Annotated in this window: 16 protein-coding genes; 4 read left to right on the top strand and 12 right to left on the bottom strand. The window is 53.9% G+C overall.

The genetic code is table 11. The annotated features are described in order from the left end of the window. Window positions 1-302 precede the first annotated feature (302 nt). The 3 genes from ACQY69_RS09025 to ACQY69_RS09015 all read left to right on the top strand — a co-directional run bounded on the left by ACQY69_RS09025 (window position 303) and on the right by ACQY69_RS09015 (window position 4,946). Window positions 303-1,571 carry an MFS transporter gene (locus tag ACQY69_RS09025; protein WP_428260197.1) on the top strand — a complete coding sequence of 423 codons (1,269 nt, stop codon included), beginning with the start codon at window positions 303-305 and terminating at the stop codon, window positions 1,569-1,571. A gap of 94 nt (window positions 1,572-1,665) precedes the next feature. Continuing rightward, a complete protein-coding gene (locus ACQY69_RS09020) occupies window positions 1,666-3,147 on the top strand; it encodes a sigma-54 interaction domain-containing protein (protein ID WP_428260196.1) in 1,482 nt (493 codons plus the stop codon). Window positions 3,148-3,542: 395 nt separating this feature from the next. Beyond that, window positions 3,543-4,946, top strand: coding sequence for an amidohydrolase (locus tag ACQY69_RS09015; RefSeq protein ID WP_428260195.1), 1,404 nt, complete (start codon window positions 3,543-3,545; stop codon window positions 4,944-4,946). Window positions 4,947-5,066: 120 nt separating this feature from the next. Here the strand turns inward: ACQY69_RS09015 and ACQY69_RS09010 are convergent, their stop codons facing one another. Beyond that, window positions 5,067-6,347: a beta-ketoacyl-[acyl-carrier-protein] synthase family protein gene (locus tag ACQY69_RS09010; RefSeq protein ID WP_428260194.1), complete on the bottom strand. Its 1,281-nt coding sequence runs from the start codon at window positions 6,345-6,347 to the stop codon at window positions 5,067-5,069. Window positions 6,348-6,535: 188 nt separating this feature from the next. Here ACQY69_RS09010 and ACQY69_RS09005 point away from each other — a divergent pair, with 188 nt between their 5' ends. After that, window positions 6,536-7,423: a LysR family transcriptional regulator gene (locus ACQY69_RS09005; RefSeq protein WP_428260193.1), complete on the top strand. Its 888-nt coding sequence runs from the start codon at window positions 6,536-6,538 to the stop codon at window positions 7,421-7,423. Window positions 7,424-7,557: 134 nt separating this feature from the next. Here ACQY69_RS09005 and ACQY69_RS09000 read toward each other — a convergent pair whose 3' ends face one another. From ACQY69_RS09000 to ACQY69_RS08950, 11 genes are all read right to left on the bottom strand, one after another. Continuing rightward, window positions 7,558-7,974 carry an acyl-CoA thioesterase gene (locus ACQY69_RS09000; RefSeq protein ID WP_428260192.1) on the bottom strand — a complete coding sequence of 139 codons (417 nt, stop codon included), beginning with the start codon at window positions 7,972-7,974 and terminating at the stop codon, window positions 7,558-7,560. 8 nt (window positions 7,975-7,982) lie between these two features. Next, complete coding sequence (locus tag ACQY69_RS08995; protein ID WP_428260191.1) at window positions 7,983-9,638, bottom strand: class I adenylate-forming enzyme family protein; 1,656 nt, start codon at window positions 9,636-9,638, stop codon at window positions 7,983-7,985. Between the two features lie 457 nt (window positions 9,639-10,095). After that, a complete protein-coding gene (gene tyrS, locus ACQY69_RS08990; protein ID WP_428260190.1) occupies window positions 10,096-11,439 on the bottom strand; it encodes a tyrosine--tRNA ligase in 1,344 nt (447 codons plus the stop codon). 106 nt (window positions 11,440-11,545) lie between these two features. Beyond that, window positions 11,546-12,175, bottom strand: a complete 630-nt coding sequence (upp, locus tag ACQY69_RS08985; protein WP_428260189.1) for a uracil phosphoribosyltransferase — start codon at window positions 12,173-12,175, stop codon at window positions 11,546-11,548. A 155-nt stretch (window positions 12,176-12,330) separates the two neighbouring features. Beyond that, a complete protein-coding gene (rpiB, locus tag ACQY69_RS08980) occupies window positions 12,331-12,762 on the bottom strand; it encodes a ribose 5-phosphate isomerase B (RefSeq protein ID WP_428260188.1) in 432 nt (143 codons plus the stop codon). 170 nt (window positions 12,763-12,932) lie between these two features. Further along, complete coding sequence (locus tag ACQY69_RS08975; protein ID WP_428260187.1) at window positions 12,933-14,009, bottom strand: L-threonylcarbamoyladenylate synthase; 1,077 nt, start codon at window positions 14,007-14,009, stop codon at window positions 12,933-12,935. Window positions 14,010-14,127: 118 nt separating this feature from the next. After that, window positions 14,128-15,189 carry a peptide chain release factor 1 gene (gene prfA / locus ACQY69_RS08970; protein WP_428260186.1) on the bottom strand — a complete coding sequence of 354 codons (1,062 nt, stop codon included), beginning with the start codon at window positions 15,187-15,189 and terminating at the stop codon, window positions 14,128-14,130. A gap of 283 nt (window positions 15,190-15,472) precedes the next feature. Continuing rightward, window positions 15,473-19,948 (bottom strand): DUF3783 domain-containing protein, encoded by a 4,476-nt coding sequence (locus ACQY69_RS08965; RefSeq protein WP_428260185.1) that lies wholly within the window; start codon window positions 19,946-19,948, stop codon window positions 15,473-15,475. A gap of 545 nt (window positions 19,949-20,493) precedes the next feature. After that, complete coding sequence (locus ACQY69_RS08960) at window positions 20,494-22,239, bottom strand: ABC transporter ATP-binding protein (RefSeq protein WP_428260184.1); 1,746 nt, start codon at window positions 22,237-22,239, stop codon at window positions 20,494-20,496. Continuing rightward, a complete protein-coding gene (locus ACQY69_RS08955; protein ID WP_428260183.1) occupies window positions 22,236-23,987 on the bottom strand; it encodes an ABC transporter ATP-binding protein in 1,752 nt (583 codons plus the stop codon). The genes ACQY69_RS08960 and ACQY69_RS08955 overlap by 4 nt, the downstream gene beginning before the upstream one ends. A 293-nt stretch (window positions 23,988-24,280) precedes the next feature. Continuing rightward, window positions 24,281-25,246: a helix-turn-helix domain-containing protein gene (locus tag ACQY69_RS08950; protein WP_428260182.1), complete on the bottom strand. Its 966-nt coding sequence runs from the start codon at window positions 25,244-25,246 to the stop codon at window positions 24,281-24,283. Window positions 25,247-25,269 lie beyond the last annotated feature (23 nt).

The raw sequence follows: 25,269 nt of genomic DNA, 5'->3' as shown, positions 1-25,269 counted from the left end.
ACAATTCACCTACGACAACGATCATCTGTATACGATTATTTTTCGCGGCGCTGTATAAATTTATGCATCACATGCATCAATTTTTGATGCATTTTTTTGTTGTCCCATCGGAGCCGCTGACGCCCCGCCATTTCCACAGGGCCCACACCCTTTGGGCACTCCTGCCATTTCCACGCCCATTCTCACACCTATTCCCACACCCATTTCCAGCCTCTTGGCACGGAACTTGCTTTAGTTATATGCGTGAATTATTTCTATCCTCGATACGTTTCATTTTTACATTTATTTAGGAGGTATTACTTATGAAGGATATCCAATTTACGCAGAACGGGCGGTTCTTCTACGGTTGGATCGTGGTGTTCTTAGGACTTATCTTGATGACTTTTGCTTACGTGGGATTCGTATCCCTTACCAGTGTCTTCGTTCTTCCTGTTACGGAAGACCTGGGTATCGACAGAGGTACCTGGATGTCGTACATGGTAGTCATGTCGCTGGCCTGTATCGTCGCTTCTCCGTTCCTGGGGAAACTGATGGGAAAATACAGCCTGAAGCTGTGGGTCGCCTTCGCATGTCTCTGCGGCATCGTAGGCTACATCGGCTTCTCCAGAGCCGACTCCATGACTTCATTTTACATCTTCGGCATCATCCTGGGCATAGGATTTGCGGGAACTGTCCCGATGCCTGTTTCCATCATGATAAACAAGTGGTTTGGCGGTAAGGTCAGAGGAACGGCCACCGGCATCGCCTTCCTGGGCAGCGGCCTGGGCGGAATGATCCTCTCTCCGATCCTCAACAGCGTTATCGCGTCAGGCGGATGGAGAATGGGATACATAACCCTGGCCATCGTATACGTTGCGCTGATGATACTGGTGTTGATCTTCGCCAACGATAACCCTGAAGCCAAGGGCTTCACCAGAATGGGTGAAGACGAGACGGAAAAGGTGAAGGATCCGTCGGAAAAGAAGGGCATGAACCTGAAGGAAGCTATGGGTACACCTGAATTCTATATCGCGCTTCTCTCAACGGTCCTGGTGGTTCTGGCCTCCAGCGCTCTACTGGCAAACTCGGTTGCATTTTTCGTAGGCTGCGGCATCAACGATGCCAGCGCCGCATCATTCCACGGATTCATGCTGGGATCCCTCATCGTCGGCAAGCCTGTCATCGGCTTCATCACCGACAAGCTGGGCATCAGAGCCAGCACCATCATTTCCACCATCATATTCGCCTGCACCTTCGCCATGCTGTTCATCATGCCTAGCTCGCCGATGATATTCGTATATCTGGTAATCGCCTGCTACGGACTGGGCGGCCCTACCATTACGGTAGTTCCTCCGCTGATGGTCAACGGCCTCTTCGGCGATAAGGATTACGGAACCCTGGTTGGCGTCATGAACATGGCTACCAGCATCGGCGGCGCCTTCGGCGGAACGGTGGCTGCAATGGTGTACGACGCAACGGGAAGCTATTCCGGATTCTGGATCGTAGCCTGCGTCTCGGTCGCCATCGCGGCTATCCTGAGATTCGTAGCCTTCAAGATCCACGATGTGAAAGAAAAGAAGCTGACTGCTTAAGCAGGACGAGCGCTGCACGGGAGTCGGGCATATCCCCCGACTCCTTTTCGTTGTATAATCAAGGTAGGTTTTTTCTCAATAAGGAGGTACTGCCATGTCTGACAGAGACATAGGATTCGAAGAATATCTGGAGAAGTTGAAAGAGATACTGAAGCCCGGAGACCTGGGCGACGGCGATGAGGCGGATCCCGACAGGATCTACAATGCGCTGCTGCGGGTGGCCAAGGAGCGGGACCTGTTCCTTACCGCCCTGGACAACGCTGTAGACAGCTTCCACCTGGCCGACGGAAAGGGGAACATCCTCTTCGTCAACAAGACCTTTCTCGACAGGAGCCACATGGCCAGAGAGGATGTAATAGGCAAAAACGTAACCGATATGCCCTATAAACCGTCGGGCGTACTGCTGGCCATCAAGGAAAAGCGGCGGCTCAGCTTCATGCAGCACGGCAGCGGCGGTGATGCCATAGCGACCACCGTTCCCGTAATGGACGAAAACGGCGAAGTGCGGCTGTGCGTCAGCAATGCCCGCTTTGTAAGTGAGCTGGAGCTTTTGAACCGCTACTATACCACCCAGCGCGAAAAGGACGGCGCTGCTCCCGGTTCCGCCACTTCCTCCGCACCTGTTTTTCTCTCTGAAGACGAAAAGATGCAGAAGCTCTACGATTTCGCGAAGCAGATAGCCTCCGCCGATTCCGGCGTCCTGATAACCGGTGAGACGGGAACCGGCAAGAGCGTGCTGGCCAAATACATCCACGAGAACAGCCCCCGTTCCAAGAAGAAATTCGTGGAACTCAACTGCGCCGCCATACCTGAATCGCTGATAGAGTCGGAGCTTTTCGGCTACGAGACAGGAGCCTTCACCGGCGCCCAGAAGGGCGGAAAACCGGGCCTCTTCGAGGTAGCCGACGGCGGCACTCTGTTTCTGGACGAGATAGGCGACATGCCGCTGCAGCTGCAGCCCAAGCTGCTCCATGCTCTCCAGAACAAGTCCATCACCCGTGTAGGCGGCACCAGACAGATACCTGTCAACGTCAGGATAATCACCGCAACCAACAAAAATCTTGAAAACCTGGTGTCTGAAGGGCTTTTCCGGGACGACCTTTATTACAGGATAAACATCGTTCCTATAAACATCCCTCCTCTCAGAGAACGAAAGAGCGATATCACCCCGCTGATAAACTCCTTCGTGAACAGATTCAACAAGCATTACAACCGTTCCACCGCCATCGACGAAGGCGCCATGAAACTGCTGAATCTCTACAAATGGCCCGGCAACATAAGGGAGCTGGAAAACATGATAGAAAGGCTGCTGGTGACCAATAAAAGCGGCATCATAACCGAATGGGACCTGCCCAACAATATCAGGATAATGACCGATACCGACGACGACGGCATCCACGTCAGCAAGCTGATGCCCCTCAAGGACGCCCTCGAGACGGTGGAGGGAGAGCTGGTGAGGATGGCCTTCAAAGACGGGGCCAGCACCTACGACGTAGCCCGAAAGCTGAAGATCAGTCAGTCCGGCGCCAGCAGGAAGTACCTGAAATACGTGAAAGGAGAACCGGGCAGCGACTGATGCGGCACGCACCGCGCCCGGTTTTTCATCAGTCTCGCGGCAGGCGGCGCAGCCGGTTTTTCATCAGCCCTGCGGCACGGCACCGCACCCGGTTTTTCATCAGCCCCGCGGCAGACGGCGCATCCCGGCTTCCCGGCAACCTCGCGGAGCGCAGCAGTCATCGGACGACGCCCGACCCAAAAACGGGTCGGCAAGTCGTTTCTGGGTCATTTGCTCTTCCCTTGAATTTGCTCGTGTATACACATAATTATCTGAATCTTTTAAATTATCTCACCCAATAATGGGTCGTTGGCTGGCAGCCGGCCCCTACGGGCATTGGTATGACTCTTGCTATATATATTTGCAGGATAAAATAATTCACAAAAATCTTCAGATTTTTAAAGCGAGGTAACACTATGGACGACAAGAAAAAACTCTACAAGTGGATAGATGAGAACGAAGGGGAACTCTTCGAGATCTCCGACTACCTTTGGGAGCATCCCGAACTCTCGATGCAGGAATACGAGGCCTCGGACAAGCTGACCGCTTACCTGGAGAAAAACGGCTTCAATGTAACGAGAAATGTCGCCGGAATGCCTACGGCCTTCATCGCTCAGTGGGGCGAGGGAAAACCGGTGCTGGGCTTCAGCTCCGAATACGACGCCCTTCCCGGACTTTCCCAGGACAAGGACGCAACGGAGCACTGCCCGGTGACTCCACTGGCTCCCGGCCACGGCTGCGGCCACAACCTGATAGCCACCGGCGGTATCCTGGCCGCCACCGCCCTCAAGGAACTGATGAAGGACAAAGGGATGAAGGGAACCATAAAGATCTTCGGTACCCCTGCCGAAGAGCTCTGCATAGGAAAGCCTTTCATGGCGAGAGAAGGACTCTTCGAAGGCGTCGACGCCTTCCTGGACTGGCACCCGAGCCACCTCAACAGAGCGGCCGCCGGCGATACCAACGCCTATTTCAACGTAAAGTTCCATTTCAAAGGCCTCAGCTCCCACGGCAACGCTCCGTGGAACGGCAGAAGCTCTCTGGACGCCGCCATGCTGACAGGCCACGCCATAGAGATGCTGCGTGAACACATAAAACCGGGCAGCGAATCCTCCCCTTCGACGATAAACTACGCATTTCCCGACGTCGGCAACAGCTTCCCTAACGTAGTTCCCGCCACCACCATCCTCTGGTGCGTAGCCAGGATGAAGGATGCGGAAATGCTGGCGGATGTGCTGGAAAGAGTCACCGACTGCGCCGAAGGCTGCGCTAGAGCCACAGGCACCACCGTCACCAGGGAAGTCATCACGGCTACCCACGATTTCATTCCTAACCTTCGCATAAACCAACTGCTGGAGGAAAACCTGCGGGAGGTAGGCGCGCCTAAATACACAGAAGAAGACCAGAAAGCTGCCAGGGCCATCCAGAAGACCATGGGTGTAAAGGAGACCGGCTACACGGGAGAGATCCTGGAGACAGTAGTAGGCAGCCAGCCTGTTACCGACTCTTCAGAATACAGCTGGTTCGCCCCTGTGGCCTTCCTCAACGTAGCCATCGCTCCATCGGAGGATTCCGGCTGGCACGCCTGGACGTCGGCCAAGTTCGCCGGAAGCGCCGTAGGAAAGGAAGCCCTGGAGGTGGTAGGCAAGACGCTGGCTTCTACGGCTTACGATCTGCTGACCCATCCCGAGATTATCGGCGAAGCCCAGGCCGAACTGAAAGAGCGCTTGGACGGCAAGACTTACGAGTCCCTCATTCCAGCCGAATCCAAGCCTGACCTGGATACCAACAGGGATATCATGGACAAATTCAGGAAGTAAACAGGTAATGTGTTTTCTGACAAAATTTTTCAAATAACCTCTGAAGAGGGAGCTGTGTGTTGTCATCTCATGGATGTCAGCACGTCAGCTCCCTCTTTCTTCCCTATTTTCTCGCCGCCATCACCTCTCGTATCGCCTGAAGACGAGGCTGGCGTTCTGACCGCCGAAACCGAAGGCGGTATTGATGGCCACGTCTACATGCCGCCTGAGGCTTTTCCCTGCAACGATGTTGAAATAGCCTTCGGGCTCTTCCAGATTCAGCGTCGGCGGAACGACACCGGTACCGATGGCTTTGATACATGCGATGGATTCGGTGAGTCCCCCGCCTCCCATCACATGGCCGGTGGCGCCTTTGGTGGAACTGATGGCCGGTCCGGCATGATACGTTCCGTCCGAGCCGTCCGTCCCGCCCTCCTGCCGACTGTCGTCCGGCGTTCCGAAAACCGCTCCGATGGCAGCCAGCTCCGCGCTGTCCCCCAGCTTCGTTCCTGTCCCGTGGGCATTGATATAATCCACATCTTCAGGCGCGAGGCCTGCCCTCTGTATGGACGACGCAATACACTGAGCCGCTTTCTTCCCTTCCGGATCAGGGTCGGTAACATGGTATGCATCGTTGTTGTTGGCCCACCCGGCCAGCTCCGCATATATCTCCGCGCCCCGCCCCAGGGCATGGCTTTCAGTCTCGATGACGAGAGCGCCGCCGCCTTCGCCGATGACAAAACCGTTCCTTTCCATATCGAAGGGCCTGCAGGCGTGGAGCGGATCATCGTTGCTTCTGGAGAGAGTGTGAGCATTGGCCAGCGAATATATGACCAGCGGGCACAGTATGCTCTCGGAGCCCACCGCCACCACAGCGTCAGCCTCTCCGGCACGCAGCATCATCGCCGCCATGGAGACGGCGTCGCAGCCGGAAGCACATGCCGTGGAAATGGTGGAACTGGGGCCGCTGATGCCATACGATATGGCTATTTGCGCCGCTGCGATATTTCCCAATATCCGAGGGACGAATCTAGGTCCGACGTTCTTGTGGACAGCGTTGGTCAGTATCTCCTGGGTCTCGGCTGTAGTCGCAACTCCTGCCATTGCCGTTCCCATGACGATGCCGGTCCTCTCCGGCGCTGCCGGAAGCTTTTCGCCGATGGCTTCCTTTGCTGCGGCATATGCGTACTGGGTGAAGGCATCTGTCTCATGTATCATCTTTCTGGGCATATAGGACTCCACATCGAAATCGCGTACCTCCGCGGCGATCTTCACCGCCAGATTCTCTGCGTCGAACCGGCTTATCCTGTCGACGCCACATCGCCCTTCTATTAAACTATCCCAGTACTTATCGACGCCGCATCCTATGGGAGTGATAGCGCCCATCCCTGTAACGACCAGTTTCTCCTTCGCTGCTGTCATGATTCCTCCGCACATCCCGAGGGACCCCGCCGGTTTGGGCGAGCATATGCTTTACATATCGACCCTCATATTATATAATAGCAAAAACGGATAAATGTTTTAAAAACACGTTTTTTTCGGATAAGTATCGTCTGTTCCTTTGATGATACCACCACGAAAATCCAGTGTCAACAAATGAGGTATGGACTATGCATCTCAATCAGATAAAGAGCTTCCTGGCAGTCAGCAAAATGCTCAATTTCACCAACGCGGCCCGTCAGAACGGTGTGCCCCAGTCGACCATAAGCAGGCACATCAACGATCTGGAGCAACAGCTGGGAGTCAGGCTTTTCTACAGGACTAAAAGGGACGTGCAGCTTACAGCGGAGGGACGCACCTTCATCCCCTATGCCCAGGAGATCCTGGACGCTGCCCGCAAGGGCTCCTATGCCGTCAAGCAGCTTCACGACGGAGCCAAAGGAAGGCTTTCCATCGCCACCGTCAACACCTCCGGCACCTTCCTAAGAGAATGCCTGGAGGATTTCGGCCGGGCCTATCCGGATGTGGTGGTTGACATAACCTATGTTTCCGGCGGTGAAATCCTCATCGATGAAAACGACGACCCTTACGATTTTCACTTTCTCTATTCCGACATGCTCCCCGACAGCGACGAGTTCGACATGATGGAGATAAGCACCGATAACCTGACCTTCGTCCTTCCCAAGGAGCCGAACGGAGACATGGGACGCGACATCGCCTCCCTGGCCAGACAGAAGTTCATCCTCCTTTCGGAAGAGGAAAATCCCATCCTCTACATGGAAATCATGAACTTTTGCAGGAGCCACAGATTCTCGCCGTCCATCGTCAATCAGTTCAGCGATATCCGCTCCGTGTTGCTTTCGGTCAGCGCCGGTCTGGGGATATCCATATTACCGGCCGTACTGCCGGGCGATATGCTCTCGGAACGGTTTGAAACGGTTCCCATAGACGAAAGTTATTCTATCTCCTGCGCCATGGCATGGAAAAAATCGCTGTTGAATCCTGCCGCTTCGCTGTTTCTGGACGTGGTCAAAGAACACATGGAGAAGCAAAGGTGACGAGATTCTTTATGGCGCAACGTCGTCTTTTGAGAAAGCGGGCTGTCGCATCAACGGATGATATACCGTTAGCGCGACAGCCCGCTTTTGCAAAATTCAATTATTCGCCTTATATTATATACCCATCGTTTTCCCTATCCCTTCATAGCCTGCTGAAAGGCCGTATAAAGCTCCGGGAATTTTCGCTTTAGGGAGATGGGCTTATAATCGCCATCCGCGACGAAGCAGTGCTCGCTTTCCCCTTCGTAGCAAAGCTTATGGTTTTCGACGTTGAAGATCTGATAGTTGAAACTGAACCTGACTCCGTTGAACTTCTTCGGTATCACCCTTATGGCGAACAGATCGTCGAACCTGAGATATTCCTTGAATTTGCCCGAAGCGCTGATGGCCGGGATTATGACGCCCATCCTTTCCATCTGGCTGTAGCGCATCACGTGCTGGTCTATCCACTCCAGACGCGCCTCCTCTAACAGCCGCAGGTAATTGGAGTGATGCACCACGCCCATCCTGTCAGTCTCGTAATAACGCACTCTTCTCCTGTAGTCCCACATGTCTTCACCTATTTCCTCTTCAGGAGGCCTTGTTTCAGGTCCTCTTCAGCCTGTTCCTTCATTATATAATGTATCTTCTTGCCTGTAGCCGTATGAGGCAGACTGTCGACGATCCTGAACCACCTAGGCTTCTTGTATGCCGAAAGCATCGGATGGTCGGTGCAGTAATCCGACAGCTCCGCTACGGTCAGACTGTCGTCTTTGGCGACAACATAGGCGACCACCGCCTGTCCTCTGGCCTTATCCGATACCGATGTGACGATGGAATCCTCCACTTTATCGAACTCGTTGAGGATCTCTTCGATCTGGGTAGGATAGATATTCTCGGCGGAGCATACGATCATATCGTCCTTCCTGCCGTTGATGGTGACGTAGAGATTTTCATCCCAGAATCCTACGTCGGCTGTATACATCCATCCCTTGTAGAACTTCTTCTCCTCTTCCTCAGGATTGTTGTAATAGCTGTAAGTGCTCTTGGCCGGGCTCCTGATTATTATCTCGCCTACCGTCTCGTTGTCCATAGGAACCATTTCATCCGGTTCCGCCTTGTGGTCATCGTAGATCTTGACCACTCTCACTTCGTCGTCGATGCAGCTTCCTCCTACCGTTCCCGCGTAATCCGGCAAATCGTACGGTCTGAGGAAGGAGTTCCAGAAAGTCTCCGTCGTACCATAGCCGTTGAGGATGTTAGGAGTGAGCACTTCAAGAAATCTCTTGCAGGCGGCTTTTTCCAGCGGTGCTCCCATGGTCACCAGTCCTCTCAGCTTGGAAAGATCGAAAGGCGTCTTCTCCTGAACGTGGGCCAGCAGTCCCAGGGTAGCAGGCGACCCCGTAAGATATGTGATACCGTACTTTTCCACGTACTGCAACGTCGTCCTCGGAGAAAAAGTTCTCATCAGCACCAGCGTAGCTCCCACGTAAAAAGTCGGGCAGGTCCCGCCTGAATGGCTCCCTCCTCTGTGGAACAGCGGCGTCATATTCATACACACATCGTGACAATTGAGGGGATAATGCATGATAGCGTCGTGAGCCGACAGCACCTCATTGATATCATTGATAGGTACGCTCTTAGGCAAGGATGATGTACCGCTGGTGCACATCCTCACCACTTCGTCGTATATATGAGGTTCGAAATCACGTTCCGGGTCGGACTCCGCCTTTCCTGCCACATAGTCTTCGTAGGCGATATGACCATCCGGCACCGCGTCATTTTCCAGATTGTCGGCCATGACCACGCTGACAGCCTTGTGCTTGGACATCTCCACGGCTTCCGCCACCATGTCCCGCACCTCGGCGGCATAGATGATAACCTTAGGCTTGTTGTGCTCTATCAGAAGCGACAGTTCCCCCGACGACAACTTGAAATTTGCCAGGTTCACGATGGCTCCCACCTTCCTCGGCGCAATATACGAAAAGCAGAATTCCGGGCAGTTGACCAGCACCGACATGACCACATCGTTCTTTCCCACACCGTCAGCCTTCAGCGCATGGGCCAGTCTGTTGACCTCGCCATTGAGGTCCCTGTAAGTCCAGCTCCGCTCCGTCAACGGGTCTATCAGCGCCGTCCTCCAGCCGTAACGAGTCACATTCCTCATGAATCCATTGAGCCAAGTATATTCCCGCTCAAAAGTCTCTATAAACATCTTGTCGTTATATGTTCTCATACCTCTCTCCTTTTGATTTACAGATTCAGATAAGTTTCTCCCCATCATATTAATCATATTTTGCATTATATAATAGCATTTTAGCATTGTCAATACAATTTTTACTATAAGCTTTGCTGTGCCGCTCCGAAAATTTATCAATATTTTCGATGTTCGCATCGGTGATGATAAAATCCAATGAGCTTGAGGGACATGGACCTTTTCAGTCAAGAGCAATCAACATATATCTGACGGCTAATCGATCTGTCGAACGGCAGAAACGTTGAAAATTTTGTCATTAACCGATAAAAAAGTGAAAAGGATGATAACACGCAAGAGAAACATGCACTGCCGAGCACCGGGGAGAAGCTGACGTCGGCTGCCGCGGCATCATAAAAGGCGGTCCGCCAACGGGTATGACTTTCCCGAAAACGTTCCGCCTTTTTACATCCTTTGCGATCGTCCTGTTCTTCGCTGACTAAACCAGCTCGACGACTACTTTTTTCTTCTTTCCTTTCTCCACCAGCAACTTGCCGTCCTTGAAAGTTTCTGGCGTTATCATCACCTTTTTATCGGTCACCTTTTCGCCGTCCAGCTTGAGGCCGCCCTGCTCGATGGTCATGAAACCTTCTCTGTTGCTCGGCACCAGTCCCAGCTCCTTGATGAAGTTCACCACGCCCATTCCTTCTCCCGCCAGCTTGGATGCTTCGAACTTGGTCGTCGGCATGTTGGACATATCCGCGCCTGCGCCGCCGCCAAAGGCAGCCCTGGCCGCTTCCTGAGCTTTGGCCGCTTCAGCTTCGCCGTGCACCAGCTTGGTCACTTCGAACGCCAGCACTTCCTTAGCCTTGTTTATCTCCTTGTCCTGCAGCGACGAAAGTCTCTTCACCTCGTCCATCGGCAGGAAAGTCAGCATCCTGAGGCATTTTTCCACGTCGGCGTCGGCTACGTTCCTCCAGTACTGGTAAAACTCATACGGCGACGTCTTGTCGGCATCCAGCCAGAGAGCGCCCTTCTGTGTCTTCCCCATCTTCTTGCCTTCCGAGTTGGTCAGCAGCGAGAAAGTCATGCCGTAAACTTCCTTACCTGTCTTTTTCCTGGTCAGATCCACGCCACCTATGATATTGGACCACTGATCGTTTCCGCCGAACTGTATCTTCACGCCGAAATCTCTGGACATCACCATGAAGTCGTAGCTCTGCATCAGCATGTAGTTGAGCTCGAACATGGTGAGGCCGCCTTCCCTGTCCATCCTCTGCTTGAAGCACTCGGCCCTCAGCATGGTGTTGACGTTGAAACAGGATCCTATCTCCCTTATGAACTCGATATAGTTGAGAGGCAGCAGCCAACTGGCGTTATTGACTGCGATGGCTTTTCCCGGTTCCGGTTCCTTGTTCTCATGTCCCGGTGAAAAAACTCCGTCGTTGCCTTCGTACTTCCACTCCTCGTCGAAATCCAGGAATTTATCGAACAGCTTCTTGAAAGCCGCGCAGTTGTTCTCTATGGTCTCCGGCGTCATCATCTGACGCATGTCGCTCCTGCCCGACGGATCGCCGACGAATCCCGTTCCTCCTCCGATGAGCACCACCGGCGTATGGCCGTACTTCTGCATGTACATCATTATTATCACCTGCATGAAGTGGCCCACGTGGAGACAGTCAGCCGTCGGGTCGAAGCCTATATAAAACTTGACCTTTTCGTTCCGCAGCAGTTCGCGTATCTTTTCCTCATCGGTAGACTGCTCTATGAAACCTCGCTCCTTGAGGACATCATACACGTTGTCATGCTTGCTGACGCTGTCAGGTATAAAATCGTATTTCATTATCTTTTCCTCCAAGTTCCTCGTTTTTTCTTCTCGTCCCGTCGGATGCCCCTCTACACATCACGAGGCCTGTTTATGAAAAGGGCCGGGTCCCGTCTGTACCTCGTCATTTGGTACCGTAGAGCCTGTCGCCTGCATCGCCCAGTCCCGGCAGGATATATGCGTGATCGTTGAGACATTCATCCTTGGCAGCAATGAAAATATCCACGTCAGGATGTGCCTTCTGGAGCACTTCGATGCCTTCAGGCGCCGCTATGAGACACATGAAGATTATCTTCCTTCCGCCGCGGGCCTTTATGAAATCTATGGCCGCCGATGCGCTGCCTCCGGTGGCCAGCATCGGGTCTACGACGAAGATCTCCCTCTTTTCTATATCGTTGGGCAGCTTGCAGTAGTATTCCACCGGCTCGTGAGTTTCAGGATCTCTGTAAAGCCCCACATGTCCCACCTTGGCATTGGGAACCAGAGCCAGCATCCCGTCCACCATTCCGAGACCTGCTCTCAGGATAGGCACGATGGCGATATCTTCGCCTTTGAGCATCTTTACCGTCGTCTTCTGCATAGGTGTGGTGATCTCCACCTCCTCCAGCGGCAGATTCCTCGTCGATTCATAGGCCATCAGCATGGATATCTCCTTCACCAGTTCCCTGAAATCCTTGACGCTGGTCTCCTTTTTTCTCAAGAGCGCAGTCTTATGCTGAATTAACGGATGATCGAATACGTATACGTTGCCCATCTTTTACCTACCTTTCATCTTGTGTTATCACATGTTCGTTTTTGAGCGGCCTGCCCTTCCGGGCTTCGCCGCATATCCTCTGTCTCTGTCACCGCGGCTCCGCAGCCGCCGCTTTCACGATGACCTGCCGCCTGTACGGCCTGTCAGCCTTTCCATCACATGGCGTTGAGCATGTCCACCCTTCTCTGGTGCCTGCCTCCTTCGAACTCCGTATCCAGCCACGCAGCCACTATTTCCAGCGCCTTGTCTTCCTCGGTCGTCCTTCCTCCCAGCGCCAGCATATTGGCGTCATTGTGCTTTCTGGACATCTCCGCCATATGAACATCGGTGCAGAGGGCGCATCTGATGCCCTTAACCTTGTTGGCCGCTATGGAAATCCCGATGCCTGTTCCGCAGCAGACTATGCCTCGTTCAGCCTTTCCTGAGGCTACCGCCTCGCCGCATTCCTTTCCAAAGGCCGGATAGTCCACGGACTCCTCCGAATAAGTGCCCAGGTCGAGCACCTCTATCTTCCTGCTTTCCAGATACCTCTTCACAGCTTCCTTCAGCTGATATCCGCCGTGATCGCTTGCTATGGCGATTTTCATAACCGAACTCCTTTCTTTGGTCCGCCGCCTTTGACGCGTATTTTGATCCGGCGATGCTGCCCCTCGATATGAGGAGGGCCATCTCCGCCGTGCTTTCCACCTATCAGACTTTTCACCTGCCGTGTTGTGGACCGGCTTGCCGCAGGTCCGCCAACATGCCCCGGCATCGATCAGACTCTGGCGATATTATATCCCGCCGACTTGAGCATCCTGTTCATGACGGCGAATCCTACGCCATCTCTGTCGCTCAACGCCCCGGCCAATATCAAATCCACGCCTTCCTCATCCAGGTCTCTCAATCTTGAGAAGAAATCGTGGGCTGCTTCGATGAAGGCTTTTTCTTCAAAGAGGATGACGCCCACCTTCAGCCCCAGCCTTTCATTGAGACCTTTGAGACGCTCTATCTCGCTCTTTACCTTGTCCCGCCTGCCTTCTATCACCGTCATCTGGGCTTTCGGCGCGTAATGCTTGTACTTCATTCCCGGCGCTTTCGGCCTGAACTCGCCGGACTCACCGTCTCCTTTCGCATTTCCTTCAGTCCCGTCGGCCGAAGCTCCGGCTGCAGCCGCCGGATCCAGATCTCCCGCTTCCGGTCTGACGAAGAGAGACTCGTCGTATTTGACTTCTTTATCTATTGCCGCCTCGATATTCTCGGCCGTTATTATTCCCGGTCTCAATATGGTCGGGATATCTCCCGTCATGTCTACGACGGTCGACTCTATTCCTACCCGACAGTCGTCGCCCGCTATGACCGCGTCTATTTTGCCATCCATGTCGGCTATCACATCCCGCGCCCTGGTAGGGCTGGGACTGCCGGAAATATTGGCACTGGGCGCCGCGATAGGGCATCCGGCCAGATTGATCAGCTGGAGCGCCGCCTCGCTGTCAGGCATCCTGACAGCTACCGTGTCCAGACCTCCCGTCGTTCTGTCAGGTACTCCCGGCTTCTTTTTAAGGACCATAGTCAGCGGCCCCGGCCAGAAATTATCTATCAGCGTAACGATGTCTTCGCTCAACATCGGCGTCAGTTGGCCTATGTCGCTGGCTCTGGCGATATGAACTATCATCGGATTGTCGCTGGGGCGCCCTTTGGCTTCATATATCTTCGCCACCGCTTCCGCGTCCAGAGCGTTGGCCCCAAGTCCGTAGACAGTCTCCGTAGGAAAGGCCACCAGGCCGCCTTCCTCGATGATCTTCGCCGCTTCCCTTATATCATTCTCACTTGTGGTCAGTATTTTCGTTTTCATCTCACACCTCCCGCAACGTTCCTCCTTCCGGCCGCAGGCCACGTTTCTTCTGGCCGAAGACATGCCTGCGATCGCGTCGCTTCCGCTGCCCCTCATCGGGTCAGGTCTCTGGCCGTAATCAGAAGTTTTTCATCTTTTCGGCCTGATCGCTGGTGATGAGGCCGTCTATTATCTCATCCAGATCTCCGTCCAGGAAGTTGTCCAGCTTATAGATAGTAACACCTATCCTGTGGTCCGATACCCGGCCCTGTGGAAAGTTATAAGTCCTTATCCTCTCGCTCCTGTCTCCGGAACCTACCATGCTCTTCCTCTGATCGGCTATCTCCTTGTTCTGCTCTTGCATCTTCAGGTCATACAGCCTTGACTTGAGCACTTTGAATGCTTTTTCCTTGTTCTTTATCTGGGATTTTTCATCCTGACACGTCACCACCAGACCTGTAGGTTCATGAGTCAGCCTTACGGCCGAATCGGTGGTGTTTACACACTGGCCTCCGTTTCCCGACGCTCTGTAGACATCGACCCTGACATCGTTGGGATTCAGATCCACTTCCACGTCGTCCACCTCCGGAAGCACCGCCACCGTAGCAGCCGATGTGTGTATCCTGCCGCTGGACTCCGTTTCAGGCACTCGCTGTACTCTGTGGGCGCCGCTCTCGTACTTGAGCCTGGAATACGCGCCTTTTCCCTTTATGAGAAGCACCGCTTCCTTGATGCCGCCCAGCCCTGTATCGTTCAGCTCTATTATCTCCGTTTTCCAGCCTTTCCTTTCCGCATATCTGGTGTACATCCTCAGAAGGTCCGCGCCGAAGAGGGCAGCCTCCTCACCGCCTGTACCTGCTCTGATCTCCAGGATGACGTTCTTCTCATCGTTAGGATCCTTAGGCAGCAGCAGTACCTTAAGCTCTTCCTCCTGCTGCTCTATCTTGTCCTCCAGCTCGGAGATCTCCATCTTGGCCAGCTCACGCATTTCCTCATCGCCGTCTTCCAGCATTTCCTTGGCATCCGCCAGTTCGGATTTGGCCTTCTTGTATTCCTTGTATTTCTTTACGATAGGCTCCATCTCGCCCATCTCCTTGACATGCTTCTGCCACACGGGCTGATTGTTTATGACCTCCGGGTCCGAGACCTTCCGGGCCAATTCGTCGTATTTCTCTGTTATGAAATCCAGTTTATCAAACATCTCTTACTCCTGTGCACATGATTTACGCGGGACCAGGACTAGCCGCCTTTTGCCGCAGCGTATCCCGTCCCAAAAATCCGCTCTTTTCTCAACTTTATATTATATCAGAAGTCCCCTGCAAATAAAACCGTTAATTCAGCCTGAATGCGGGGCGGCTGAGTGCGGGGCGGCTCTCCTGATCATTCAATGTACAAAGTCAAAAAAATACAGACATTTCGCGAAAAAGCAAAATGCCTGTATGCTTGCAAACGTATGTGTGAAAGTCAACGTCAAGAAATTCACATCACCTGTATCTCCTTCTTCTCAACGAAACAGCTGTCAGGACTCCGGCCGACAACATCAGCGCCAGAACGGCTGCGGCGGCATCGCTCTCATCTCCCGTCTTTGCCACATCTCCTGCTGACGTATCACCTTCCGGCTTCTCCGCCGTCTCATCTGCCGCCGGACCATTACCGGCTCCCGACGGCCTTCCATCCTGACCGGGAGCCGTCGTTTCATCTCCGGCTCCGCTTCCGCCGCTGTCAGCTTCGTCTCCGGTTCCTTCCTCCGCTGCAGCCGTCGAAACAGCCATCACCTTCATATCGCTCCTGCCCACAGGGCTCACGGCCCACAGCTTGACAGTATATGAAGAAGAGCTTTCCAGTCCATCGATGACGACAGATCTCTCATCGCCTCCGACAGTCCTCTCCTTCACCACAGTCCCGTCCTCATCGTAGACAGCCGCCTTGTACTGACTCGGCAGCGGCTTGTTGGCTGCCGCCGCCGGCGCTTTCCACGAGAGACTTATGGAATCCCTCCCTGCTTTCGCCTGAACATCCGGCATATCCGGCACCTGGAGCGCCGCCGTAAGTTTCCCGAACATTTCCGCACCGGAAACCGTCACGGTCATGGTTATCAACTTGTCGGCAGGTACATTTCTCACCACCGGCCCTTCCGTACCGTCGCTCCAGATGAAGCTGTAGTCTTCCTGTGATGCCCCCGCGCGGGCCTCCGTCAGGCTGGCGGTCATCGTATACGTTCCTTCGCCGTCCTCTTCTATGGATATTTCCACCGCCCCTGATATCTCCGTCATGCCGGTCACCTGTAGATACTGAGTTTTCAGTTCCTCCCTCGCCTTTTCCAGATCGCTTAGAGACGGCTCGTAACCGGAAATCACAGCGGCAGCTTTATCCAGCGCCTCCCGGAACGCGGCCCAGGACGGTGATGTTCCATACTGGACTTCCTTCAGTTTTTCGGCTTCCGTTATCATATCGTCCAGCGCCAGCAATGCCTGAAAAACATCGTGTTCGCCGCCGATATCGTCTATCAGCTCATGGAACTGCCAGTCCCTGTTGTACTCCGTCACCACCGCCTTGTGATCGATCCGCAGCCCCGCTTCCATCATCGCGGAAAGGAACCTGTCAAGCAGTGATTCCGGCAGATTGCACATGAGCATGAACTCCTGGCTGCTGCCTTCGCCATCGTACGATCCTCCGGCAGCCTCGTATCCGTCGATCCCAGCCAGGTATCCTACCGTCTCGTTGAGCCTGTCGTCAGTCATATCTTCAGCCGGGATCCCCAGCTCCTTCAATATGTTCCTCAGACGCTCGCCTCGAGACGTATCCCCGCTCAGATTGTAGAGCACCACTTTGTAGTCAGGCACTTCATCATCGGCGCCTATCACCGGAACAGACGCAAAGAGGTAGTCCACTTCCTCGCCTTCCCACTCGGTATGCGGTAGTCTGAGCTTGATGATGAGCCTGTCGCCGGCCTTCAGCTCCGCGCTTTCCAATACAGGCACATCTATCTGTCCCTTCGTCGCCGCTCCCGTGGTGGAGTTGATCTGAGCCACCCGCTGGGCTATGGAGACGTTCTCCCACAGCTCGCCATCCTCGAATTCATCATCGGTATAGGATGCCGGGAACTGATATATGGTCACGTCACAGTAGAATCCATCGCCTAAGGTCAGATATTCGTCGGAGTAATCCACGGTGACAGGGATGGTCTCCGCGTCGGCCTTTACGGCAGCCACGTCAAAGGCGGCATATGGCTGACCCCAGTCGGGAGACGGTTCCACCGTTATCACGTTGGACTCGGCCTCCTGTCCATCGGCAGTCAGGATCATCTGCAGGCTCGCTCCTTCCTTCAGTTTCCCCGAGCCCATGTATATGGTCCTGTTTGTCTCGCTGCGGTAAAGGCTTCCTTCTGATATGACCTGAGCTTCATCTCTGTCCAGAGTCTCCCCTTCGAACTGATACAGGACGTACGACGCCTCGTCCACCGAGGAGTCAAACGTCAGCGAAGCTTTCAGCTGGGTATCTCCTGCCGTGATAGTTTCATCCAGTATCCTGACCTGAGGCTTCTGTTTCTCAGGCACCACCTGTATCACCTTGGCCTCCGATTCCTCAGAAGTTCCGTCGGAAAGCTCCAGCACGGCGATGAATCTGTGTCCCGCCGTCAGCTTATCTGCGCCGAAGCTTATCCTCTGGCTGGTCTCTCCCGGAGAGATGTCGCCTGAGTATATCTTTTCGGCCGTTTCCTCTATGAAAAGCTGGCTGCTGTAGGTGTAAAGGCTGAGATTCCCCGTCAGACTGCTGTCGAAATCAGCGATCACCCACACATCTTCCCTGTCGGCCCTTATGGAATCGGTGGCTATCTCCACCCTGGCTTCCTTCTGCTGGCCCGATATGTCTGTCACTGTCAGGGCGTTTCCGTACTTGTAATAGGTCCTGTCATTATCTCCGTCGTAGATGTAGAGGTACGGCTGGACTATGTTGCCTTCCTCCAGGAGGGAAGTGTCGATGTCAAAGCTGTAGCTTCCTGCTCCTGTGAAAGACGCGCTTCCCAGTCTCCTTCCGCTGTCGCCGTCATCCTCTGTCGACTTTCCTCCGGTGAAGAGGAAGAGATAGCCTCCCTTGAAATCATCGCATCCGGTCACCTCCACGGTGATCGTCCCGGTCTCCGTCGTTATCTCCGTCTCCCGGATAGCCAGACTGTCGTCGGCCAGTTTGGCCGATACCGTGAACTGCTGGCTTTCGAACGTCTTGTCGCCGTTGTCATACGTTATGGAAAGGTATACTTTGTCACCGGCCTTCAACGCGTCCTCCGCCAGGCTGTCAAATGTTATCTGCCCCGGTTTCTGCCCGTACAGTGTGGAAATCGTGGTATTTCCGTCGGCAGACCCGTTCCGGCCGGTTTTGCACAGAGACACGATGTTCAAATTGGTGATGTCACTGCCCGCCGGTCTGACGTTGAAGGTCGCCTGAGTATCACCTTCTGTCAACGGTTTCTCTGCTGTCACCACCAGGTCAGCTCCCTTTTCCACTGCAACAGGCTCCGACTGGGCGATAGCATCCCAACTGCTGTCGATGAGGAAAACCACCAGTCTTTCCCCGGCTTCCAGCGTTCCCGGCAACGGAGTCAGGACGTTTTCCCCCTCCGTCACATCCTGCGCGGAAGCAACCAGCGTACCTCCGGTCTGCTTTATCTCCTCGTCTTCTCCGAAGCTCTTTATCAGTATCCGGGAGCCTTCTGGTATCTCTCCCCGCAGCGTCACCACCACGGTCTCGCTGGCGGTAGTGACAGGCGTCGCGATTTCAGCGCCCGGCTCCGCCGTCTCCTGAGATCCCGAGATCAACACCGAATCATCGGGCATATGGAACATTTCCTCGTAATCGTTGCCCTTTGGCAGGAAGATCTCTTCGTTCTGCGCCCAGTAGACGACAGCCCTGACCCGGTAGCCGGCCTTCAGCGGCTCCGTCAACTGCACTTCTTTTCCGGAAAAGGCTTCCGTGCATGTTATAGGCGACGTCAGTGATATCTGATTTTCCCCTTCGAAGTCAAAAGCTTCGTCGGCGGGATACTGGGCGATGGCGCAGGTGACGCTGGTCTTTCCCTGCCGGGCCGCTTCGAATATCCTCTCATCCCCCGTCAGGCTGATATGAATGGACGTGGCGCCCGCTTCCAGTTCCGTCTCGTCTATAGTCACGTCCGGATAAGTATAGTCGGTAAATCCCTCGCCGCTTTCATCCACCACCTCGATGGCCTGTGAATTGACAGGCTTATAATTGTCCTCACCTACAGGAACGTTCAGGGACGCGATGACCTTATATCCTTTTTCCAGCGGCAGCGCCGATGCTTCGAACTGGCACGTGTTCCGGAATCCGTCGGTAACTCTGCCCGTCCACAGCCTTATATTGTAAGACGAACCGGGATCGAAAGCCGTGTTGCCCGCATAGGCGTATATGTTCAGATAGCAGCTTTCCACCGTTTCGTCAAGCGCCACCTGCACATCGACGGATGTATCCGTCTCCCTGAAGTTGTTCTGTTTCTCCGAATCACCTTCCATCAGCTTCACGGAGCAGTTGGCCAGTATCTCCGCTTCCTCCTTTACCACTGATCCCCCTGTTCCTCCGGTGGAGTTGGCAGAAATAGCGGATCTGCCGCTCCCGGAGGAAGTATCACCGCTTTCGGAGCCGTCCGGCCTGTCGGTCCTACCGGAGACGCCGGGCGCGCCGGTTCCGCCCATGAGCTCTCCCTGTCCGGTTTCAACATCCGTAGATCTCACGTTTTCTGATTCCCCGGCCTCCTTATCCGTCTTGGAAACTTCTTCATATTCCGTCAACTTCCCTTTCTCCGGCAGAGGCTCTTTCTCCGTCACCACGCTGCCGCCTTCTTCAGGCTCAATTCCATCGGTACCGGCATAGCCCGGCACGCCGCATATGGAAAACAGCATCATCGATGCCATCAATATGCTCACTATTCTTCTCTTTCTCTTCACATTACACTCCTCTCTCGTTGTATGCTCCAGACATTTGGTTAGATTTGCCTAACCAGCTTCCAAAAACAAAGTCTACATCGCCGATTCCCTTTCAGCGGTAGACTTTACTGAAATCCCATAAATATCGTCAAAACGATATTTCCTGTGTCACAAAAGATCGGTCCCGACATGCAGTCCGCCCATTTGGTTAGCACTGTATAACCATACACAGCAAGACGAGGAGTGTCAATAGCCCGCCCCATTTTATCACGGCTGCCGATAAATTTTCTCATGAAGGCGGCTGGCGGGCCGGCATTGGATCTGATCGAGGTTCCGCCCTTCGGAGAAATTGCTCAAAAATCACCATTATGTTAAGTTTTAGGCATATTTACCGGGATTTCAACCGGGTGCCCGAATTCATGCGCCTATTACCTGATCACATCGTCGGACTATTGGCATATCGCCTTTCATACAAGCTTTCCAAAGCCTGCATTATACCTGGCAGGACGATATTTCCTGGAGTTTTGACAAATCCTCCGGCTATTGGACAGACCACCGCCTGTACCTCACATCAGTTTCCAACCGCCGGTCCGCTCCCGCAGCTCCACATATTCCCTGTATGTTCCTCCTTCCGCCATCAACGCCTGATGATCTCCCTGCTGGGTCACTCGCCCCTTCTCGATAACGATGATGTTATCAGCTCCTTTTATGGTGTTGAGACGATGAGCGATGACCAGCAACGTCTTGCCTTTTACCAGCTCTGAGATAGCCTCCTGTATATACCGTTCATTGTCCACGTCCACACTGGCTGTAGCCTCATCCAGGATTATGACAGGAGCGTCCTTGAGGATGCATCTGGCGATGGATATCCTCTGCTTTTCCCCGCCCGACAGAGTGGCCCCGCCTTCTCCGATGACCGTATCGAAGCCATCTGGCAGTTCCATGATGAAATCGTAACAGCGGGCTTTTCGCGCAGCTTCATAGACTTCCTCCCTGGCAGCATCCGGCTTGCCCATGCTGATGTTGTTGTAGACCGTATCCCGGAAAAGATAGACTCGCTGGAAAACCATGCTTATATGGTCCATCAGCTCCGCCAGCGGCACGTCTCGGACGTCCTTTCCGCGTATCAGCACCTGGCCTTCCTCCACGTCCCAGAAACGGGCCATCAGACTGGCGATGGTGGACTTACCGCCTCCCGAAGGCCCTACCAGCGCCGACATGGTATCGGGCATAACTGTCAGATCGACGTGATGGAGCACCTCCTTGTCACCATAGGCAAAGGAGACGTCCCGAAGCTCTATCTCCGGCTGCTCTGCGGCCTTGGCCGGTATATGCTCCGCGCCTCCGTCCGGCAGCTCCGTTTCATCCAGCACCTCTTCTATCCTGTCCAGGCAACTGTTCATGACCGTCAGCCTGGCAGCTTCGCCGTACAAGGCCTTAAGAGGCCCGAACAAGTCGAATACCAGCAGCAGCATTCCCATCATGTACGGAATGGTCATCTGACCTGTCTGCTGCAGATATATGGAAAGGCCGAAGATCGCCGTCATCCCCAGGGCATAGAGGACATTGAGGCCTCGCTGCCACGGAGTAAGGCTCTCTTCGAAACCGATGCTGGTATCTCTGGAAGTTCGGAAGTTTTCCGACAGCTCCTCCGACTTTTTCCCCAGCAAATTGTAGCTCTTTATGATCCCGATGCCTTCTATGAAGGAAAGAACAGCGTCCGTCAGCTTCTCGCTCTGCTCCTGGCGCATCGCCGCTTCACGAAGAGACACCTTGTTCATCTTACCGGCCATCACCGCTGCCAACAGACTGACTCCCACCGCTGCCAGTCCCAGCCTGAAGTCGAAAAACAGCATCAGCGCCGCCATTATCACCGCGGTGAACATATAGTTCATCATATTGGCCAGTGAACTCATGACTGTCTCCTCTACGAACACCATGTCGGTGCTGAGAACAGAGCTGATCTTACCGATATTTCCCGCCGTGAAATATCCCATAGGCAGACGCCTCAAATGAGCACCCAGTTCCAGCCGTCTCTCCGCGAACATCATGTATCCCGACGCGCTCTGCAGCTTATCGCAGAGGAACTGACACAGAGTCTCCGCGGCGACAGCCAGGACCATGGCCACGCCTATCCACAGACAATATCTGCCCGTAAGGCTGCCTTCGTAAAATCCGCGAAGAGCCAGGAAAGCCAGCAGTATGGGCATCTTTGAAAGTATCGACTTGAAGAAGGAAAACACGAAGGCGACCTTTATTCTGGCGGCGTATTTTCCAGATAGCTTTAATATCCTGTTTATCAATCCTGTCATCTGTTTTCTCCTCCTTTTTCCACGTCCGGTCTCCACTCCGCGCCGGCTGCCGACGCCTGCCACAGACGCTGATACTGGGGACAGCTTTCCAGCAGATGGCTGTGAGTGCCTGAACCGACGATACGCCCCTTTTCCATCATGTAAATGGCGTCGGCGTCCATCACCGACGGCAGCTTATGGGCTATGACTATCAGCGTCTTGCCCCTGACCACTTCGGAGATGGCCCGCTCCAGCTTCTCCTCGTTTTCCGGATCCGTAAAGGCCATGGCTTCGTCCAGCACCACCACCGGCGCATCCTTGAGGATGGCTCTGGCGATGGCGATGCGCTGCCTTTGGCCGCCTGAAAGCTGTCTGCCTCCGCCTCCCGCCACGGTATCCATACCTTCCGGCAGGTTTTCGATGAACTCCATGCACTGGGCGCGCGCGGCCGCTTCCGTTATCTCCTCCCGAGACGCCGACGGCCGTCCCAGCTTTATATTTTCCAGAATGGATGTGTTGAACAGGTACTGATCCTGGGACACATAAGCTATCTTGTCGTTAAGAGCCGCAAGGCTCATGTCCCTGATATCCTGCCCGCCGACAGTTATGGCCCCTTTATCCATATCGTAGTAGTGTACCAGCAGCTTGGCCAGGGTACTTTTTCCGGAGCCCGACTCGCCCACCAGTGCCACACGGCTTCCTTCCTCGACAGTCATGTCGATTTTGTCCACCGCCACCTTATCGTCGTATGCGAAGGTTACATCGCGGAATCTGATAGTCATACCGCAGCCGCGAAATTCTCCCGGCTGCTGTTTCAACGGGTCCTCCGACATGATACTCTCCAGCGCTTCTATCTTATAATTTATCTGCGGCAGCGACGGTACGAAGCTGATGGCCTTCAGAAGAGGCAGCCCGATACTGAGAGAAAGGCACATCACCAATATCAGATCAGGCAGTTGAGAATACCCCTGCAGAACGAACCAGGATCCCAAAGGCAATGTCAGTATCAACGTACACGGCAGGATACTGCTGTAGAGCGCCATCCACGGCCAGCACGCCTTATACCACCCGATTGTAAAATCCCTGTAGGACGTGATGTCGTCCTTATACCGCTTATATGAATCGCCGTCCTTGTTGAACACCTTCACCACTTCCATGCCATTTATGTACTCGATTATGGTGTTGTTCATGATTCTGCCCGCCTTGTAATAGTTTACCATATCCCGGTTGCCGATAGCGTACATCATCCACATGGCCGCCATTCCCACCGGAAGCGACCCGAGGGAAAGAAGGGCCAGCTTCCAGTCCACCAGAAAAAGGCTGATGCAGACCATCACCGGGATAGCCGTATTCCCCAGTCCTTCCGGCAATGTATGAGCCAGCAGCATCTCTAAGCTGTCCACGTCATCGACAAACATTCGTTTCAGGCTTCCGGTACCCTTTTCTCTGATCTTCCCAAGCGGCAGGTTTTCCATACGTCCCTGGAGAGATATCCTCAGCCTCATCAGTATGTTATAAGCCGCTTCGTGGGACATGGAAAGCCCTTTCACATAGAGCAAAGCGTTGAGCACCAGGCATATGCCAACTCCCGCCACGCATACAGCTATATGGCTTATCTCCACGACTCCTCCCGTGATCAACGGCGTGATCATCCTGTAGACGAACAGGAACGGAAGCACCTGAAAAACCACTGCCAGCAGTATCACGGCTCCGGACATTACAGTCTTCGTCCTGTAAGGCCCCGCGTATTGAAAAATCTTGCTGAACACGTTACTGTCTCCTTTCTGTAAACTCCGCGGATCCTTCGCCTTTCCTGAGCCGCTTCGTCGCGGAAGCTCCCGCCCTCTCCCCAAAGCGCTCTTTCCACGAAAAAACGCGCAAAGTTAATCAAAACTAACTTACGCGTTATATTCTACTCCCGCCGCCTTCCCGTCTCTACCAAAAAAGGCGCGCCTTTTAACAGTTTTCAGCAGAAGATCATATCAGCCGGCGCACCCCCCCCGATTCGCCGCCCTTCACTTCTTCTCCCTTCAGCGTTTTCGCCTGTCAGCTTCCCTGCCTGTCATCGGCTCCAATCCTTAGGAGGCACACCGTATCTCCGCCTGAAGGCCGACGAAAAATGACTCATATTAGTATATCCGCACATGGCTGCCACCTGACTGATACTCTCCGGATCCTCCGACAGCAAACACGCCGCCAGATCCAGCCTTTTCTCTATCACATAAGCGTGAAGCGATGTGCCGAAGGCTGCTCTGAAATCCCGGTTCAATTTGGAAATGCTCATGCCGGCTTCTTTCGCCAAAAGCTCCGACGTCGGTACATCGACACAATCTCTGTCGATACGTTCTTTTACCTGCATCACCATGGCTCTGTCAGTTCGGGAAACGCGGCTTTTCCCCTGTGACCGCGCTCCGCCGCCTGCGACTTCGAAAAACTCGCTCACCAGTTCCCAGACCTTGCCTTCCAGATACAGATCAGACAGGCCCCTTGAATATCTGCCGGTTTCGCTCAATTCCGTGAAAAGCCTCTTTATTCGTGGTGTGACCTTGATTTTGGCTGTTCGATCCATCATCACCGCTGCTTCCCTGGATGCTTTTCCGCCCATGCATTCCTCTGTCACCCGCAGGAAACGTTCTGTCGGGATCTGCACACTCTTGAAGATAAGCTGACAGCCCCCTTCATATTCCCCTTCACTGCCTAAAGCTCTGTCCCTGTATAAGCATATCTCCCCTTGCCTCATACACACTGGGGCTTTACGGCCTTCCATCTCCCAGGCCATACCATGATTCACAAAAAACACCAGCTGTACCATGTCCCGGCCCTCCTGGCCGCCTTTTTTCACCCGGATGTCGCTGTTCCACTGCATTCGCCAATCCGCCACAGAGATCCCTTGTCTCGAAGCCCTTTCCTCTATATGGAATTCTCCCAGCTCAACGGGTATCCTGCCGACGAATCTGGTCAATGATTCCCCCTGAGACTGGCAGAGCATTTCACTCAGGTATTTTCCCTTATCTGCGGTCTCCATCATCACACCCTCCGCATCTCTTTCAG

This window comes from Gallibacter sp. Marseille-QA0791 (assembly GCF_965119705.1).
GTDB classification, from domain to species: Bacteria; Bacillota; Clostridia; order Peptostreptococcales; family Anaerovoracaceae; genus Lentihominibacter; species Lentihominibacter excrementipullorum.
Note: the sequence above shows the minus strand (reverse complement) of the source record. Positions and strands in the feature narration are given on the sequence as shown.

What these genes read in the sequence shown, in the direction of transcription:
- ACQY69_RS08960 (WP_428260184.1), bottom strand. Translation starts at nt 22,239, where the DNA reads ATGACAGGATTGATAAACAGGATATTAAAGCTATCTGGAAAATACGCC.
- ACQY69_RS08950 (WP_428260182.1), bottom strand. Translation starts at nt 25,246, where the DNA reads ATGATGGAGACCGCAGATAAGGGAAAATACCTGAGTGAAATGCTCTGC.
- ACQY69_RS09000 (WP_428260192.1), bottom strand. Translation starts at nt 7,974, where the DNA reads ATGTGGGACTACAGGAGAAGAGTGCGTTATTACGAGACTGACAGGATG.
- ACQY69_RS09015 (WP_428260195.1), top strand. Translation starts at nt 3,543, where the DNA reads ATGGACGACAAGAAAAAACTCTACAAGTGGATAGATGAGAACGAAGGG.
- ACQY69_RS09020 (WP_428260196.1), top strand. Translation starts at nt 1,666, where the DNA reads ATGTCTGACAGAGACATAGGATTCGAAGAATATCTGGAGAAGTTGAAA.
- rpiB (WP_428260188.1), bottom strand. Translation starts at nt 12,762, where the DNA reads ATGAAAATCGCCATAGCAAGCGATCACGGCGGATATCAGCTGAAGGAA.
- tyrS (WP_428260190.1), bottom strand. Translation starts at nt 11,439, where the DNA reads ATGAAATACGATTTTATACCTGACAGCGTCAGCAAGCATGACAACGTG.
- ACQY69_RS09005 (WP_428260193.1), top strand. Translation starts at nt 6,536, where the DNA reads ATGCATCTCAATCAGATAAAGAGCTTCCTGGCAGTCAGCAAAATGCTC.
- ACQY69_RS09025 (WP_428260197.1), top strand. Translation starts at nt 303, where the DNA reads ATGAAGGATATCCAATTTACGCAGAACGGGCGGTTCTTCTACGGTTGG.
- upp (WP_428260189.1), bottom strand. Translation starts at nt 12,175, where the DNA reads ATGGGCAACGTATACGTATTCGATCATCCGTTAATTCAGCATAAGACT.
- prfA (WP_428260186.1), bottom strand. Translation starts at nt 15,189, where the DNA reads ATGTTTGATAAACTGGATTTCATAACAGAGAAATACGACGAATTGGCC.
- ACQY69_RS08995 (WP_428260191.1), bottom strand. Translation starts at nt 9,638, where the DNA reads ATGAGAACATATAACGACAAGATGTTTATAGAGACTTTTGAGCGGGAA.
- ACQY69_RS08975 (WP_428260187.1), bottom strand. Translation starts at nt 14,009, where the DNA reads ATGAAAACGAAAATACTGACCACAAGTGAGAATGATATAAGGGAAGCG.
- ACQY69_RS09010 (WP_428260194.1), bottom strand. Translation starts at nt 6,347, where the DNA reads ATGACAGCAGCGAAGGAGAAACTGGTCGTTACAGGGATGGGCGCTATC.